The organism is Streptomyces sp. P5F9, assembly GCF_057961495.1.
The window spans coordinates 25,387-40,396 of the sequence record NZ_JBXVPZ010000004.1 but is presented as its reverse complement, the minus strand read 5'-3'; the positions used below and the strand labels follow the sequence as shown (position 1 = coordinate 40,396).

The 15,010-nt window shown below is 70.8% G+C and carries 14 protein-coding genes and 2 pseudogenes; 7 read left to right on the top strand and 9 right to left on the bottom strand.

Annotated elements, in window-relative coordinates:
* Positions 1 to 5: 5 nt before the first annotated feature.
* On the bottom strand, positions 6 to 500 hold the full coding sequence (locus AC31A1_RS01565; protein WP_489651417.1) for an FBP domain-containing protein: 495 nt from the start codon (positions 498 to 500) through the stop codon (positions 6 to 8).
* Positions 501 to 619: 119 nt separating this feature from the next.
* Between AC31A1_RS01565 and AC31A1_RS01560 the strand changes: the two genes are divergently transcribed.
* Positions 620 to 1,552, top strand: a complete 933-nt coding sequence (locus tag AC31A1_RS01560; RefSeq protein ID WP_489651416.1) for a DUF3626 domain-containing protein — start codon at positions 620 to 622, stop codon at positions 1,550 to 1,552.
* On the opposite strand, the pseudogene AC31A1_RS01555 reads toward AC31A1_RS01560, so the two are convergent.
* Positions 1,492 to 2,014: pseudogene (locus AC31A1_RS01555) on the bottom strand (helix-turn-helix transcriptional regulator); the annotation flags it as partial. The gene AC31A1_RS01560 and the pseudogene AC31A1_RS01555 overlap by 61 nt on opposite strands.
* 92 nt (positions 2,015 to 2,106) lie before the next feature.
* The gene (locus AC31A1_RS01550) at positions 2,107 to 2,538 is read right to left on the bottom strand and encodes a DUF6234 family protein (RefSeq protein WP_489651415.1); all 432 of its coding nucleotides are present in this window, start codon (positions 2,536 to 2,538) and stop codon (positions 2,107 to 2,109) included.
* A gap of 303 nt (positions 2,539 to 2,841) precedes the next feature.
* On the opposite strand from AC31A1_RS01550, the pseudogene AC31A1_RS01545 reads away from it, so the two are divergent.
* The 4 genes and pseudogenes from AC31A1_RS01545 to AC31A1_RS01530 form a co-directional block, all read left to right on the top strand.
* Positions 2,842 to 3,309, top strand: a pseudogene (locus tag AC31A1_RS01545) (ferredoxin reductase domain-containing protein); the annotation flags it as partial.
* A gap of 24 nt (positions 3,310 to 3,333) precedes the next feature.
* A complete protein-coding gene (locus AC31A1_RS01540; RefSeq protein ID WP_489651414.1) occupies positions 3,334 to 4,299 on the top strand; it encodes a phosphotransferase family protein in 966 nt (321 codons plus the stop codon).
* A 66-nt stretch (positions 4,300 to 4,365) separates the two neighbouring features.
* Positions 4,366 to 5,655 (top strand): ROK family protein, encoded by a 1,290-nt coding sequence (locus tag AC31A1_RS01535; RefSeq protein ID WP_489651413.1) that lies wholly within the window; start codon positions 4,366 to 4,368, stop codon positions 5,653 to 5,655.
* A gap of 30 nt (positions 5,656 to 5,685) precedes the next feature.
* Entirely contained in the window at positions 5,686 to 6,336 is a 651-nt protein-coding gene (locus AC31A1_RS01530) for a M15 family metallopeptidase (protein WP_489651412.1), read from the top strand.
* Positions 6,337 to 6,350: 14 nt separating this feature from the next.
* Here AC31A1_RS01530 and AC31A1_RS01525 read toward each other — a convergent pair whose 3' ends face one another.
* Both AC31A1_RS01525 and AC31A1_RS01520 read right to left on the bottom strand, forming a co-directional pair.
* Positions 6,351 to 7,316, bottom strand: coding sequence for an SDR family NAD(P)-dependent oxidoreductase (locus tag AC31A1_RS01525; protein ID WP_489651411.1), 966 nt, complete (start codon positions 7,314 to 7,316; stop codon positions 6,351 to 6,353).
* Between the two features lie 298 nt (positions 7,317 to 7,614).
* Complete coding sequence (locus tag AC31A1_RS01520) at positions 7,615 to 8,637, bottom strand: PHP domain-containing protein (RefSeq protein WP_489651410.1); 1,023 nt, start codon at positions 8,635 to 8,637, stop codon at positions 7,615 to 7,617.
* A gap of 80 nt (positions 8,638 to 8,717) precedes the next feature.
* Here AC31A1_RS01520 and AC31A1_RS01515 point away from each other — a divergent pair, with 80 nt between their 5' ends.
* Entirely contained in the window at positions 8,718 to 8,954 is a 237-nt protein-coding gene (locus AC31A1_RS01515; RefSeq protein ID WP_393756337.1) for a hypothetical protein, read from the top strand.
* 11 nt (positions 8,955 to 8,965) lie between these two features.
* Here the strand turns inward: AC31A1_RS01515 and AC31A1_RS01510 are convergent, their stop codons facing one another.
* From AC31A1_RS01510 to otr(A), 4 genes are all read right to left on the bottom strand, one after another.
* Positions 8,966 to 10,207 (bottom strand): ricin-type beta-trefoil lectin domain protein, encoded by a 1,242-nt coding sequence (locus AC31A1_RS01510; protein WP_393756339.1) that lies wholly within the window; start codon positions 10,205 to 10,207, stop codon positions 8,966 to 8,968.
* A 153-nt stretch (positions 10,208 to 10,360) separates the two neighbouring features.
* The gene (locus AC31A1_RS01505; protein ID WP_489651409.1) at positions 10,361 to 10,957 is read right to left on the bottom strand and encodes a VanZ family protein; all 597 of its coding nucleotides are present in this window, start codon (positions 10,955 to 10,957) and stop codon (positions 10,361 to 10,363) included.
* Positions 10,958 to 10,997: 40 nt separating this feature from the next.
* A complete protein-coding gene (locus AC31A1_RS01500; RefSeq protein ID WP_399389971.1) occupies positions 10,998 to 11,660 on the bottom strand; it encodes a DUF4230 domain-containing protein in 663 nt (220 codons plus the stop codon).
* A 288-nt stretch (positions 11,661 to 11,948) separates the two neighbouring features.
* The gene (gene otr(A) / locus AC31A1_RS01495) at positions 11,949 to 13,808 is read right to left on the bottom strand and encodes a tetracycline resistance ribosomal protection protein Otr(A) (RefSeq protein ID WP_489651408.1); all 1,860 of its coding nucleotides are present in this window, start codon (positions 13,806 to 13,808) and stop codon (positions 11,949 to 11,951) included.
* 195 nt (positions 13,809 to 14,003) lie between these two features.
* On the opposite strand from otr(A), the gene AC31A1_RS01490 reads away from it, so the two are divergent.
* Positions 14,004 to 14,957 carry a ribose-phosphate diphosphokinase gene (locus AC31A1_RS01490; RefSeq protein WP_489651407.1) on the top strand — a complete coding sequence of 318 codons (954 nt, stop codon included), beginning with the start codon at positions 14,004 to 14,006 and terminating at the stop codon, positions 14,955 to 14,957.
* Positions 14,958 to 15,010 lie beyond the last annotated feature (53 nt).

The window sequence follows — 15,010 nt, the reverse complement described above, 5'->3', positions numbered from 1 at the left end:
TGACGTCAGACGTACAGCTTGTCCAGGAACGCGGTCAGATTGCCCACCGTCCGGTCGATCTGCTGCTCCACGGTGAGGCTCTCCTCGATGCGGATGCCCGACTCTGGGATCTTCCTGCCGCGCACATAGAGGGAGCAGGCGAGGTCGGTGCACATGTACAGGCCGACCGAGTTGCCCTCGCGGCCCGCCGGGCCTGCCTTGCGCGCGGTCATCAGGGAGACGCCGCCGCCCGGATGGGTCGTCACGCACAGCGAACACATGCTCCGGTGCAGAAAGCCGCGCCGCGCGGACGGGAAGCGGAGCGTGACGCCGATCAGGTCGTCCGAGCGCTCGGCGACGAGGTAGCTGCGGTCGGGTGCCCCGGGATCTCGCCAGCCCAGGAAGTCCAGGTCGGCCCAGGGGCGGGTGTCGAGATCGCGGGGGATCGTGAGCCGCTTGGCCTCGCCCTTCGAGCAGTTGATGAACGAGTTGCGGATGTCCTGCTCGGTGAGTGATCTCATGGGAGAGTCTCCTGAAGCGGTGCCCGTGGGGGCGATGTCTGCTGGGGTGGTGCCTGTTTCCGAAACCTAGGGGGTCTAGGTTTTGGTCCAGGGTAGTGACGCGAGCGGTGGAGGAGCCAATGGATTTCGGGGGCGTTGGTGCGCGGCAGGAACGGGCACTGCGGCACGTGGCCGAGGGCTCCTCGGGTCCGCCCGTCGACCCGCGCCTCCGCATCACGCTCAACTTCCACCCCGACCGTACGGCGACAGCGACCGGCCGCCCCATCCTCGACGCGCTGGCCCAAGACGGCACGTATCACTCGCAGTTCGTCACCGGCACCAGCAACGGCGGCCTCACCGCCCGCCCAGGCGGGGACCGTTGGCGCTGGGAGAGCCGGATCTTCGCCGGTGCGTACGACGAGGCGCCCGCACCCGAGCGACCGGTGTACGGCGCGCTGAACTTCCGGCGCCAAGTGGTCGGCGCCGCCCCGCGGTTCGGCTCCTCGCACTTCCGGCTGAGCGGTTCGACCCTCGCCCGCGCGACCTTCTGCTACCCGGACAGCGCGGCCGAACCGACCGACTTCGGCGTCGCCTCCGGCATGAACCTGATCGCGCTCGCCGAGGCCGACGAAGACGAACAGGACGCCCTGAACGACTACATCGAGACACAGGTGCACGGCGGTGTCGTCCTCGCCCGGGACATGGAGGCCCTCGTCCTGGACGCGAGCTATCGAGGCACCCCGGTCGAGACCGCCGCCCGGCGCCTGCCGTGCCCCGTCGAATGGCACCCCGGATACCGGCTCACCGTGCGGGAGCTGCACCATCACGCGGACTACCGGGGTCAGGAGTACGCCGATCTAGGTGCCCTCATCGCCGAGCGCGGTGTCATCGACCCGAGGGTCATCGGCGACGCGGCCCGCACCGGTCGCTACGAACTCCAGGACCTGAAGATGGTGTGGCACACCCTCGCCCGCTTCGGTGCGCCGGAGGGAGCGGGGACGGCCTGCCGTTCGTCGGCGTCCGTTACAGGCACCGGCGGCCACACCCCCGGCGTCAGCACCCCAAGTGCGTAGGCGCAGGCGACCAGTTCGGTCCGGTTCGCGGCGTCCCACCGGGCCGACAGGCGCCGTAGATGATAGGTCACGCCGTCCGTCGTGAGGCCAGTCTCGCGGGCCGCGCGGGCGGTGGTGGCGCCGCCGGCGAGCAGCGCCAGGACGCGGGCCTCGATCGGGGTGCCCTGCGGGGGGGGGGCTCGTCGGGGCTGCCGTCGCCGGGTCCGCCCTGGCCCCGCACGCGGAGCATCACCAGCAGCGCGGGTGTCTCCTCGACCGTGTCGCTGACCGGGTCGGCCGTCAACTCCCCATGGCGATCGGTGCCGTTGGGGGCCCGCCACCGTACCGCCACCTGGTAGCGCGACCGGTGCCGCAGCCGCCCCGGCTCGTACCGCACTCCGCCGCCATCGCGGGATTGGCGACCTGCACCGAGCCGTACACGTCTCACACCGCGACCGGCACCGCCACCCGGTCGAAGAGCATGAGGGCACGGTTGCGCCACACCACGCCCTCCCTGCGGGTCCAGTCCACCCGTACCTCCTGCCACGTCCTTGCGCTCTACATCATCATGCGGCTCAGTGACACTTCCCACTGCCGCTGAGACACGGCGTGTAGTGGACGGTCGGGGTGGGCGTGGGGTCTGGATGAGCGCGGTCGTAGTCCTGCTGTGAGCCCGTGAGCAGCGCGCCCAGGAGCAGGGCGAAGAGGAGGTGCGACACCAGCGTCCACGGTGCGCGCGACAGCGCTGCGAGAACTGTCAGAGCGAGCACGACGTAGAGGAATATCTCCATCCGGGCGATTTCCGCGAGCGCCGCGGTGTCGAGCTCGTCCGGGTCCCCCTGCGCGGCCCAACCTTCCATGCCGTAGCTGAAAATGATCCATGCCAGGACGACGGCTTCGCTGATGAACAGGAAAATGGCGGCGACGACGTCCGAAGCGGTGGATGTCCTACTGGACCACGGCCGTCTGCTGCGCAGAGGAGGACGTTCGGGCAGTGCCTGAGTCATGGGCCCACCCTGCCGGGGCGGTCGCGGGGTGCGCATGAGTACGCGCACTCAGTCAGCCGGACCGTGCCGTCCGCGCAAGACGCCATCCGTGGTTTTCGCTACACGATCATGTAGTCGCGCGGCGCGGTCCGCCGAGGTGGGGCGAGCACGCTGGAACGCAGTACTTCCGTACTGCGAAAGGCAGTTGTCGCGCCATACCCCCCACCGCGCCCGTCGTCGACATCACCGCGACCGGTCCCGGTCGTACCCCGATGCAGCGGATCATGGAGCTGATGCGTCGTCACGGACCGTGTTGGTACGGCGATTGCACCGGGCGACACGATCTACGCCCGCGTCCAGCCGTGTCGCGAGGCCTTCCGTCGCCGACCGTACGGCTGTCCTCGCCGCCGGTGCCGAACTCGCCCCGGCCCTGGGCTACTTCGGCTGTGACGCACCCGACGTCGACTATCTCCACGCCGACGAACTCCGCGCCGCTGAGAACGCCGGAGCCGTCTCCCTCCGCCCCGCCTTCAGCGCCGCGCCGGAGGGCGAGGTGACCTTCGTCCAGCACCGCGTCGTCGCCGAGCCGACGAGGTGTGGGCCCTGCTCGACGCTGGCGCCCGGGTGTTCGTCTGCGGCGACGGCTCGCGGATGGCGCCGGGCGTGCGGGAGGCGTTCCGTACCCTGTACCGGGACCGCACGCCCGGCGCCGACGACGAGGCCGCCGAGCGGTGGCTCAACACACTGATGGCGGACGGGCGTTACGTAGAGGACGTGTACGCCGCCGGCTGACCGAGAGGGAGAGGTGGGCGCACGGTGACGGACTCCTCGGAGCGAGCCCGAGAGGTACTCCGTGCGGCGGGCATCCCGCCCGGCGACCTCGCCCACCTCCGCCCCCTCGGCGGCGGCACCTACAACACCGTCGAGGAACTCACCCTCACCGACGGTACTCGCTACGTCCTCAAGACCGCGCCCACCGCCCCCGGCCTGGCACACGAGCGCCAACTCCTCATCTCCGAGGCCGACTTCTACGGCGCCGCCGCCAAGGCAGGGGTGGCGGCGCCGCGCGTCGTGGTCCTCGACGGCGACACCCTCCTGATGACGCTCTGCCCCGGCGACCCCTGGGACGACACCCTGACGGACCCCGAAGTCACCGCCCTGCGCACGGAGTTGGGACGACAGCTCGCTCGCCTGCACGAGATCACCGGCCCCGGCTTCGGCTACCCCTCCGGCGCCCTCGGCCCCCTCGTCCCCGACTGGCGCACCGCGTTCACCACGCTCTACGACGCCGTCCTCGACGACACCCGCCGCTACGGGGCCTGGCTGCCGCTCCCCGCCGCCGACATCGCCCGCACGGCCCGGTCGGCGTACAGCGCCCTGGGCGAGGTCACCGTCCCCTGCGCCGTCCACTTCGACCTGTGGCAGGGCAACATCCTGGTCGACCGCACGACCGGAACGCCCCGTATCGGCGGCCTCATCGACGGCGAGCGCATGTTCTGGGGCGACCCGCTGGCCGACTTCGTCTCCCTGGCGCTGCTCGGGGACATCAGGAAGGACGAGGCGTTCCTCGCGGGCTACCGGGAGGAAGGCGGGCGGGCCGAGTTCGACCGGTCGGCCAGCCTCCGTTACGCCCTCTACCGCAGCTACCTCTACCTGATCATGCTCGCCGAGGCGGTCCCCCGGGAGTTCGGCGACGAAGAGAACCGCTGGCGGCGGGAGAAGGTCGGCCCCGAGCTCCTCGCCGCCCTGGGGGAGATCGACGAGACGGCTTCCACCACGTAGTGTGCATTCCACCGCCCCTTAGTTCAGGGCGTGAATTAAGAGGGTGCAGGGTTCGGAGGGAGCCACATGGCGGGGCGGAACGGGCGCACGGTACGCGACCTCAGGCGGGCCAACCGCACGGCCGTACTGCAACGGCTGTACTTCGACGGACCCCTCAGCCGCTTCGAACTGGGCCCGGTGACCGGGCTCAGCTCCGGCTCGGTCAGCAATGTCGTCGCGGACCTCGTCGCCGACGGTCTGGTCGAGGAGGCCGGCAGCGTCGACTCCGACGGCGGCCGCCCCCGCACCCTGCTCCAAGTCGCCCCGCACAGCGGCCACATGATCGGCGTCGACGTCGGCGAGACCCGCGTCCGCGTCGAGCTGTTCGACCTCACCCTCACCGAACTCGCCCGCGCCGAGCGCCCGTTGGAGCAGCAGCGCTACGAGGTCGAGGTCATCGTCGGCCACATCCGCGACGGCATAGCCGAGGTCCTCGCCGCCGCCGACATCGCACCGGAACAGCTCCTCGGCGTCGGCATCGGCGTCCCCGGCATAGTCGAGCACACCCCGGACCACGGCGCCGTCGTGCACGGTCAGACGATCGGCTGGGACGCGGTCCCCCTCGAAGAACTGCTCCGCTCCACTTCCCAACTCCCAGACGTCGTCCCGTACTTCATCGACAACGGCGCCAAGACCCTCGGTCAGGCGGAGATGTGGTTCGGCGGCGGGCGCGGCGCGCGCAACGCGATCGTCGTCCTCTTCGGCTCCGGCGTCGGCGCCTGCCTCGTCACTCCCGAGGTGGAGCACGGGCGGGCCGTCGAGTGGGGGCATCTGACCGTACGGGTCCGCGGCCGCCGTTGCCGCTGTGGCGCCCTCGGCTGTCTGGAGGCGTACGCGGGCGCCGAGTCGCTGCTCGACCGCTGGCGCGAGCAGGGCGGACGCCCGCCCGAGGGCACCGACGAGGAGACCGCGATGACCGCGCTGCTGGTCGCCGCCTACCCGCCCGAAGGCACCGAGGCCGACCCCGTCGCGCTCGCGGTCCTGGAGGAGACCGCCGAATATCTCGGCGCCGGCCTGTCCGACCTGATCAACCTCTTCCAGCCCGAGCGCATCCTCATCGGAGGCTGGGCCGGACTCCAGCTCGGCTCCCGCTTCCTGCCCGCCGTACGCCACCACGCCACCGCCTACGCGCTGCGCCACCCCGCCGGACGCGTCACCATCGAGCTGGGCCGCCTCGGCCCCGACGCGGTCACCGTCGGCGCCGCGATCCTCCCCCTCGCCGACTTCTTCGCCCGCGGCGGCCGCCGTGCCGAACCCGAACCCGAAGGCCCGCCGCCCGCCTGGCGCACGGCGCTGGAGGAACGCGCCCCGCACTGAGCGGACGGGCGGTTGGGGGATGATCAACCCATGAGCGAGATCATCCTGATGTCCGACGCCCGGGTCGCCGCCATCCCCGTCGACGAGTGCGGGGAGCCCCTCGTCGACGTGAGCGACGTACTGCTGGTCGACGACCGCAAGAACGACAGCGGCGCGGAACTCCACCTGCGCCAGGGCGTGTTGGACCGGCTCCTGGAAGCGGAGGCCCTGCTCCCCGACGGCCTGCGCCTGCTGTTCGTCGAGGGATACCGGCCGCCGGCCCTCCAACGCCGCTACTTCGAGGGCTACGGCGACGAGCTGCGCGCAGCCAACCCGGACTGGTCCGCCGACCGGATCCGGTCCGCCGCCAGCCGCTATGTGTCGCCGCCCGAGATCGCCCCGCACTCCGCCGGCGCGGCCGTCGACCTGACCCTCGCCGACGCCGACGGCCGCGAACTCGACCTGGGTACGCCGATGAACGCCAACCCCGAGCAGAGCGACGGGGCCTGCTACACCGGCGCCGGCAACATCACCGCCGAGGCCAGGGCCAACCGCGCCGTGCTGGGCGGGGCGCTCGGTGCGGCCGGCCTGGTCAACTACCCGACGGAGTGGTGGCATTGGTCGTACGGAGACCGCTACTGGGCGCTGATGACCGGCGCGCCCGCCGCCCTCTACGGGCCGAAGGACCTCGACCCCTCGTGAGGCTGTACTCGGTTCTATCCGGCGAACGCGTCCACACCGGTTAGATCGGCGGACAGCTTCCACAGACGGGCCGCCTGCTCGGGGTCGGTCGCCCAGGACTTGACGCGGGTGCGGTCCTCGTCGTCGTCGGCGGCGGGCTCGGCGATGTCGCAGTCCACCAGGTAGACACCGCCCATGCCGTCCAGCTGGGGCGAGGTCGCCGCCCACACCTCGGTGGCCGCGCCCTGCTCCGGGGTCTTGAAGCCCTCGGGGTTGAGCGCGTTGCCCTGCTCGTCCACCCAGCCGCGCTCGACCATCTCCGCCCGGGGGATGTGGCGTTGCAGCGGCGTCAGGATGCCGCCCGGGTGGAGGGCGAAGGCGCGGACGCCCCGGTCGGCGGCGAGCTTGTCGAGGTGGACGGCGAACAGGACGTTCGCGGTCTTCGCTTGGCCGTACGCCTCCCACTTGTCGTAGCCCCGGCTCCACTGGACGTCGTCCCAGCGCATCCCGGAGAAGTGGTGGGCGCTCGACGACACCGAGACCACACGGGCGCCGCCCGGCTCGATGGCGGGCCAGAGGCGGTTGACGAGGGCGAAGTGGCCGAGGTGGTTGGTGGCGAACTGCGCCTCCCAGCCGGGCCCGACGCGGGTCTCCGGGCAGGCCATGATCCCGGCGTTGTCGATCATGAAGTCGACGGTGCGGCCGGAGGCGAGGAACCGCTCGGCGAAGCCGCGCACGCTCTCCAGGTCGCCGAGGTCCAGCTCGTCCACCTCGACGCCGGACAGGCCGGCCACGGCCTCCCGGGCGACGTCGGGCCGGCGGGCGGGGACGACCACCCGGGCGCCCGCCTTGGTGAGCGCGCGGGTGGCCTCCAGACCGAGGCCGGAGTAGCCGCCGGTGACGATCGCGAGCTTGCCGCCGAGGTCGAGGCCTTCCAGGACGTCGTCGACGGTGCTCTTCGCGTCGAATCCCGAACCGATCTTGTGCTGTGCAGTGGTCATGAAAGGAACGCTACGAATTGAAGTGCGCTCGAAGTCAAGCGAAGGGAAGTGGGCGCCCGAGCCCGGACAGGGGGAAGCCCCGACCGCGACGGGGGAATCACGGCCGGGGCGGCCAAAGTGGTGGGCACGGAAGGCGGTCGCCTCGCGGCGAAAGGCTCCACAGGGCTTCAGCCGAACGATCTTCCCTGTGGGCGGAGGTTGAGGCCCGGGGACACTGTTCCCTCCGCACCCACGGTCTGTTCAACGGGGAACTACCTGCGAGTGTTCCTGCGTACGCCCCCGCGACCGGTGATGTGCATCACGTGCCATTGGTCCAGTCCAGTAGCGCGTCCGCCGACCAGGTCGTCACCACCCGTTCGGCGGGCACCCCGCACTCCTCCGCCCGCGCACAGCCGTTGATCTGCCAGTCGAGCTGCCCGGGCGCGTGCGCGTCCGTGTCGACCGAGAACAGCACCCCGGCGTCGACGGCCTTCCGCAACAGCCGCCTCGGCGGGTCCAGCCGCTCCGGACGGCTGTTGATCTCCACGGCCGTGCCCGACTCGGCACACGCGGTGAACACCTCGTCCGCGTCGAAGATGGACTCGGGCCGCGCGGCACCCCCGTTCCGCCCGATCAGCAGCCGCCCGGTGCAGTGCCCGAGGATGTCCGCGTGCGGATTCCGTACGGCGGCCACCATGCGGCGGGTCATGGCGCGGGCGTCCACGCGCAGCTTGGAGTGCACGGAGACCACGACGACGTCGAGCCGCTCCAGCAGATCCGGTTCCTGGTCCAGCGAGCCGTCGTCGAGGATGTCGCACTCGATGCCGGTCAGCAGCCGGAAGGGCGCCCAGGTCTCGTTCAGCGCCGCCACCACGTCCAGCTGCTCGCGCAGCCGCTCCGGGGAGAGTCCGCGCGCCACGGTCAGCCGGGGGGAGTGGTCGGTCAGGACCGCCCACTCGTGGCCGAGCCGGGCCGCCGTACGGCCCATCTCCTCGATCGGGCTGCCGCCGTCCGACCAGTCGGAGTGGAGGTGGCAGTCGCCGCGCAGCAGCGCCCGCAGTTTCTCGCCGCCGGGGCCGGACGGGGCGGGGGCCTCGGCCTCCAGCTGCTCCAGATAGGCGGGGACCCGCCCGTCCAGGGCCTCGCGGGCCACCTGCGCGGTCTTCGGGCCGATGCCCTTGAGGGACTCCAGCGTCCCGGCCGCCGCGCGTTCGGCGACCTCGCCCTCGGGCAGCGCCGTCAGAACCCTGGCCGCCGTACGGAAGGCCCGGACGCGGTAGGTCGGGGCCAGGGAGCGTTCCAGCAGGAAGGCGATCCGGTCCAGTGCCTGCACGGGATCCATCGAGCCTCCTCCCGCGAGCGGTCCCCGGCCGGGGGCCGTGGACCACTCGCGTCCGCCTGATGCGTTCTAGGCTCTATTGCATGACCGAAATCGCCAGCCCGCACATCTCCAGCCCGCGGATCATGGTGCTCAAGGTGCAGCCCGGCACCCCGCCGTTCCGCATCGTGGAGATCGACGGGGAGATGGTCGCCGAGGCCACCGGGATCACGGACGTCCTGCAGGTCGCGGCCGTGTGCGGCATCACGGTCCGCGACCTGGACGACCCGGACGTGGTCCGCTGGGTCGGCGGGGACAAGTTCACCTGGTTGCCGCACTAGGCCTTACGGATTCAGCCGACGGTCCACTTCTGGTTGGCGCCGCCCGAGCAGGTCCAGATCTGGAGCGGTGTGCTGTTGGCGGAGTTGTTGCCGGTGACGTCCAGGCATTTGTTGGCCTGTGGGTTGACGATGTCGTTCGCCGAGCTGACGGCCCACTGCTGGGCGGCGGAGCCGTTGCAGTCGTAGAGCTGGACCTTGGTGCCGTCCGCGGTGCCGCCACTGGCCACGTCCAGGCACTTGCCGAGCGCGCGGATCGTGCCGTCCGAGCCGACGGTCCACTGCTGGGCGGCGCTGCCGTTGCAGTCGTAGAGCTGGACGGCGGTCCCGTTGGCGGAGCTGGCTCCGTTGACGTCGACGCACTTGCCGGCCAGGCCCTTGATGGCCACCCCGGTGGCCGTGTCGCTCGTGGTCACCGAGACCGAGTCCACGACGAGCTGGGCCGGGAAGGCGGTGGAGCTGTCGGGGTCGCCGGGCCAGTAGCCGCCGACCGCGAGGTTGAGGATCAGGAAGAACGGCTTGTTGAAGGCCCAGGTGTTGCCGCCCACGTCGGCGGGGGTGCGGGTCTGGTAGACGACACCGTCGACCGACCACTTGACGGAGTTGGGCGCCCAGTCGACGGCGAAGGTGTGGAACGCGTCCGCGAAGGCCTGGCCGTTGGAGAGCGAGTACGCGGCGCCGATGCCGGCCGAGCCGGAGTAGCCGGGGCCGTGGATGGTGCCGTGGATCGTGGAGGGCTCGAAGCCGACGTTCTCCATGACGTCGATCTCACCGGAGTTGGGCCAGCCGACCGACCCGATGTCGGTGCCGAGCATCCAGAACGCGGGCCACATGCCCTGCCCGCGCGGGATCTTCATCCGGGCCTCGACATGCCCGTACTGCGCGCTGAACTTCCCGGAGGTGTTCATCCGGGCCGAGGTGTACTGGCACGTGCCGTACCAGCACTGGTAGTTGGCCGGGTTCTCCTTCTTGGCCGTGATCACCAGATGGCCCTGGCCGTCCAGGGCCGCGTTGTTGGTGCCGGACGTGTAGTACTCGCGCTCGTGGTTGTTGACGTTGTCGCCGGTCTCCTGCGTCCACTTCGAGGAGTTGACCGCCGAACCTGCGGCCCCGTCGAAGGTGTCGGAGAACGTGACGGCGTCGGCCTGGTCGGCCGACGTGGAAGCCGCCCGCGCCGGACCGATCGCGGCGGACGCGACCAGTGCGGCGGACAGGGCGGCGAAGAGACATCTGCGGAGCATGCGTGGGGAGGCCACGGCATTCCCTTCTGTACGGCGGACGTGGGGACCGACACGCCGACTGAGGTGGGGGGTGAAAGCGTCGCCTCTTGATTTAAGGAGTGAGATAAGGACAGCGTCAATACCTTGGTACGGACCAGTAGTTGAAAGTTACGGACCGGTAGTCGAGTGTCAGGAAGCGGCCTTCGGCGCTTTGGACGCCTTCGATGCCTTTGGTGTCCTTGCCGCCTTCACGACGGGCTTCCGTGCGTGCACCGCCCGGCCCAGCCGGCGCCCGAGCAGGACCCAGCCGATCAGCGCGCCCGAGGTGTTGAGGATGACGTCGTCGATGTCGAAGGCCCGCCCGGTGATCAACGCGCCCTGCGCGAACTCCACCAGGAGCATGACGGCCGCCGTCAGCAGCAGCACCTTCAGGATGCCGCGTGCCCGTGGCGCGAACACGGGCACCAGCACGCCGAAGGGGATACCGAGGACCACGTTCCCGCCGATCTGCCTGATGGCGTCCCGCATGGCCGGCTGGTCGAGATAGGCCTTCAGGGACCGGCCCGGGTGCAGATTGGTGTGCACGAGGGCCTTGGACGCGGGGGACGGCTCCAGCGTGAGCTTGGCCAGTACGACGGCGAACGCCACCATGAGGGCGAACCCGATCAGCATCGACAGCAGCCGCACGGGGAGGGGCAGTTGGTGGCGTCCGCGATCGGGCCGGGCCGGCTTCGGCTCGGGCTCCGTCTTCTTGGTCGTGCGCAGGCGCGGGACGGTACGGGCCATGCGGTGGGCCTCCAGCTCTCCATGGTTCAGCAGCGCCCGGTCAGGCGCTGTACGAGATGTTCACGGTGGTGAAGCCGAGCGAGCCGAGGAGACCCTTGAGCATGCTGGTGGTGTTCGTCTCGGCACGCGTGGTCAGCCCGCTGGTCTTCGCCGCCTCGGCGATGTGCTTGGAGGCGAGTTTCTGTACGGCCTGCTCGCTGTTGGGGTTGTCGGAGAAGACGTCGCCCAGGCGGTCCAGCAGGCCCCGCTGCTTGGAGACCGTGTAGGAGTGGTCCGGGTCCAGCGCCGGCTTGCCCAGGGTCGCCTTCGGCAGCTTGATGCTGGCCGACGTGCGATCGGCGTTGACCGTCACGTCCTGCTTCCCGAGCTTGCCGAGATCGACATAGCCCTCCACGGTGCCCGCGCCGACGTACAGCGTGCGGGTGCCGCGGATCGCGTCGGGCAGGTACTTGGCGTTCTTCTCCAGGTCCACGACGACCTGGAAGTTGCCGGAGGCCGCGTCGTAACGGCTCATGTCCTGAATGGACTTGAGCAGCGCAGGGCCCGAGCGGTCGGTGGTCTCGGTGCCGAAGATGTCCCGCAGGCCCGGGAGCACGGCGAGCCGGAGGCCGGCGAACAGCACGGCGATCACAACGACGACGGCGGTGAGCACCTTCGCCCAGCCCGGCATGCGCCGGGGTATACGGCTGATGGAAGTCGTCATGGGGACGGCCCTCCCTTCCTCGGTATCCGCATGCCCCCCAAATGCCTTGTCAGACCGACCTGTTGGTCGAATGAGCCATCTGACGGGGGCACGGAGGGCGCACAGGGGTGAAAAGTCACAGTTCCGGCCCGCCAGGAGTCCGGGCCGGCCGCAGACAGCATTTCCCGGCCGCGTCACCCCATGCGTCCCGTGACCTTTCCGGAGCACGGTCCGTTCCGTGTCGTGACACTGGCCACGGGTGACCCGGCCGCGCCGTCCGCCTCCCGCCCCCGCGCTGGTGAACACCCGTCAGTGCGGCCGCAGTTCACGGTCCCCGGACGGCCGCGACCACCACATCCCCTCCCCGTGCGTGAGCCCCGGCAGGGCCAGTTCCACGTCCCGCACCTGGCGGGCCGGAAGCTCTCCGGTGATCAGCCAGGTGCCGACGCCGCCCGTCGTCCCCGCGAACTCGGCACGGCAGGACGCGAGATGAGCGGTCACCGGCGCGAGCGCGTCCAGCGGGACCTCCGTCTCGAAGGTGACGTACGGCTCGTACAGCCGCGTCCGCGCGAGCCCCAGCGCCCGGCGCAGCACGATCGGGGTGAGCCCGCGGAAGTCGGCCGCCGTGCTGAGCGGGGCGGCGTAACCGGAACGGGTCAGGGTGACCCGGTAGTCCGTCACGGGCGCGCCCCGCAGCCCGCTGAGCAGGCTCGCGTGGACCGTGTCCTCGATGGCCTGGTGGAACGCGCGGGGGAGTGCGCCGAGTTCGGTCTCGTAGCCGAAGACCCCGCCGGAACCGCGCTCCGCCGGTTCGACGCGCAGCCCGATCGTCGCCCAGTAGTGGGTGTGGTCGTGCCACGGAAACTCGTCGCAGGCCTCGCCGGTCCCGGCCGGGCGTTCCAGGAACCGCACTCGGCTCGGCTCGAAGTCGGCTTCAATTCCGAAGTCCTGCACCAGAGTTGCCGCGAGGACCTCCTTCTGGACCTCCCCGTACAGGAGCAGCACGGTCGCCCCGGACGCGGCCGGCCGCGCGTGCAGCAGCGGGTCCTGGTCGGCCAGCGCGAGCAGCGCCGAGCGCAGCGCCGCCGCCTGCTCGGGCCGCCGCGCCCGTACGACCGTCTCCAGCGTCGGCGGCGCGAACTGCGGTGCCCGCTCGGTGAGTTCGCCGAGACGGTCGCCCACCCGGATGTCCTTCGGGCCGGTCAGCGCCCCGATGTTCCCGGCTGTGAGCGGGCCGGGGCGGCCGATGACCTGAAGCCGCGTGACGCGTCCGGAGACCTCGACGGTCCGGCCGTCCGCCCCGTGACGGCGGAACGTGAGCCGCTGCTGCGGGGTCACCTCACCGTCGTAGAGCCGCAGATACGCCGTCCGTTCGCGGCCCGGGCCGGGGCGTACGGCGAACACCGTGCCCCTCGGGGTGCCTGAGCCGGTGGCCGAGGGCGGGATCAACCGGACGAGCCGGTCGACGAGTTCGGTGATTCCCTGGCCGCCTAGGGCCGAGCCGTGGAGGAGGGGGTGGATCGAGCCGTCGGCGGTGCGGGTGGCCAGGGACTTGAGCAGGTCGTCCGGGGTGGGGCGGGGGCCGTCGACGACGGCCGCGAGGATGTCCGGGTCGACCTCGGCGAGAGCCTCGGCCAGGTCCGGGTCGGCGGGTGGGCGGCGGCGTACGCGCGCCGCGGGTGTGCCGAGGGCCGTCACGTCCGTCAGCGGTACGACGTGCGGGGTCAGCCGGCGGCGGATGTCCGCGAGGAGGTCCTCGGCGCGGGCGCCCGCCCGGTCGATCTTGTTGACGAAGACGAGCGTGGGCAGCCGTAGCCGGCGCAGGGTCCGCATCAGGACGCGGGTCTGCGCCTGGACGCCCTCCACGGCGGAGAGCAGCAGGACCGCGCCGTCGAGCACCTCCAGGGCGCGCTCGACCTCCGCGATGAAGTCCGAGTGGCCCGGGGTGTCGATCAGGTTGATCTGGGTGTCCCCGGCCGTGAACGCGGCGACGGCCGAGCGGATGGTGATCCCGCGCTGCCGCTCGATCGCGCCGTCGTCCGTACGGGTGTCACCCGCGTCGACGCTGCCGAGCCGGTCGATCGCGCCGTGGTCGAACAGCAGCCGCTCGGTGAGGCTGGTCTTACCGGCGTCGACGTGGGCCAGAATTCCGATGTTCAGAGTGCGCATGCGTGGTCGAGTCCTCAAGAACCGTCGTCCAGTGGGAAGGGCGGTGGATTCCGAGGAGTCGGCGCATGCGAGGGTTCCTGACGTGAGAGGGCACGGACGCGGCCATCATGGCGTGCCGCGCTGGGCGGTCCGCAACAGGTTTTCCTGGTCAGTAGCATGAGGCACGGCCGGGAATGATCATGCGAGGAGCAGATCGTGCGAGACATCGCCGTGTTCAGCGGGAGCGCCCACCCCGAGTTGGCGAAGGAGGTCTGCGCACATCTCGGTGTTCCGCTCAGCCCCACCCGGGTCAGCCGGTTCGCCAACGACTGCCTGGAGGTACAGCTCCAGGCCAACTGCCGGGAACGGGACGTCTTCCTGATCCAGCCGCTGGTCAAGCCGGTTCAGGAGAACCTCGTCGAGCTCCTGCTGATGTGCGACGCGGCCCGCGGTGCCTCCGCCGGGCGGATCACCGTCGTCATGCCGCACTACTCCTACGCCCGCTCCGACAAGAAGGACGCCCCGCGCATCTCCCTGGGCGGACGGCTGGTCGCCGACCTGATGGTGGCGGCGGGCGCGAGCCGCGTCCTGGCCATGACCCTGCACTCGCCGCAGGTACACGGGTTCTTCTCGGTGCCGGTCGATCATCTGCACGCCCTGCGTGAACTGGCCGCGCATTTCCGGCAGTACGACCTCTCCCGCACCACCGTCGTCTCCCCGGACCTCGGCAACGCCAAGGAGGCCGCCGCGTTCGCCCGGCTGATCGGCGCGCAGGTCGCCGCCGGCGCCAAACAGCGGTACGCGGACGACCGGGTCGTCATCAGCTCCGTGATCGGTGACATCGCCGGCCGGGACGTCATCGTCCTGGACGACGAGATCGCCAAGGGCAGCACCGTGCTCGAACTCCTCGACCGGCTGCGGGAGTTGGGGCCGCGCTCGATCCGAGTGGCGTGCACGCACGGTCTGTTCGCGTCGGGCGCGCTGAAGCGGATCGGGGAGCAGCCCGACGTACTGGAGATCGTCTGCACCAACACGGTGCCGGTGCCCGAGGAGGAGCGCACCGAGAAGCTGCGCATCCTCTCCATCGCCCCGGCGCTCGCCGAGGCCGTACGCCGCATCCACAACGGTGAGTCCGTCAGCGCCCTGTTCGACGCGCCGCCGAACGAATAGACATGAGGGGACGGAGCAACGCTCGGCAGCACCGAGGTGATCAGGAGGACTCG

Bases quoted from the DNA above. Each gene is read 5' to 3' on its own strand.
- AC31A1_RS01565 (WP_489651417.1), bottom strand. From the start codon at position 500: ATGAGATCACTCACCGAGCAGGACATCCGCAACTCGTTCATCAACTGC.
- AC31A1_RS01560 (WP_489651416.1), top strand. From the start codon at position 620: ATGGATTTCGGGGGCGTTGGTGCGCGGCAGGAACGGGCACTGCGGCAC.
- AC31A1_RS01550 (WP_489651415.1), bottom strand. From the start codon at position 2,538: ATGACTCAGGCACTGCCCGAACGTCCTCCTCTGCGCAGCAGACGGCCG.
- AC31A1_RS01535 (WP_489651413.1), top strand. From the start codon at position 4,366: ATGGCGGGGCGGAACGGGCGCACGGTACGCGACCTCAGGCGGGCCAAC.
- AC31A1_RS01530 (WP_489651412.1), top strand. From the start codon at position 5,686: ATGAGCGAGATCATCCTGATGTCCGACGCCCGGGTCGCCGCCATCCCC.
- AC31A1_RS01525 (WP_489651411.1), bottom strand. From the start codon at position 7,316: ATGACCACTGCACAGCACAAGATCGGTTCGGGATTCGACGCGAAGAGC.
- AC31A1_RS01520 (WP_489651410.1), bottom strand. From the start codon at position 8,637: ATGGATCCCGTGCAGGCACTGGACCGGATCGCCTTCCTGCTGGAACGC.
- AC31A1_RS01515 (WP_393756337.1), top strand. From the start codon at position 8,718: ATGACCGAAATCGCCAGCCCGCACATCTCCAGCCCGCGGATCATGGTG.
- AC31A1_RS01505 (WP_489651409.1), bottom strand. From the start codon at position 10,957: ATGGCCCGTACCGTCCCGCGCCTGCGCACGACCAAGAAGACGGAGCCC.
- AC31A1_RS01500 (WP_399389971.1), bottom strand. From the start codon at position 11,660: ATGACGACTTCCATCAGCCGTATACCCCGGCGCATGCCGGGCTGGGCG.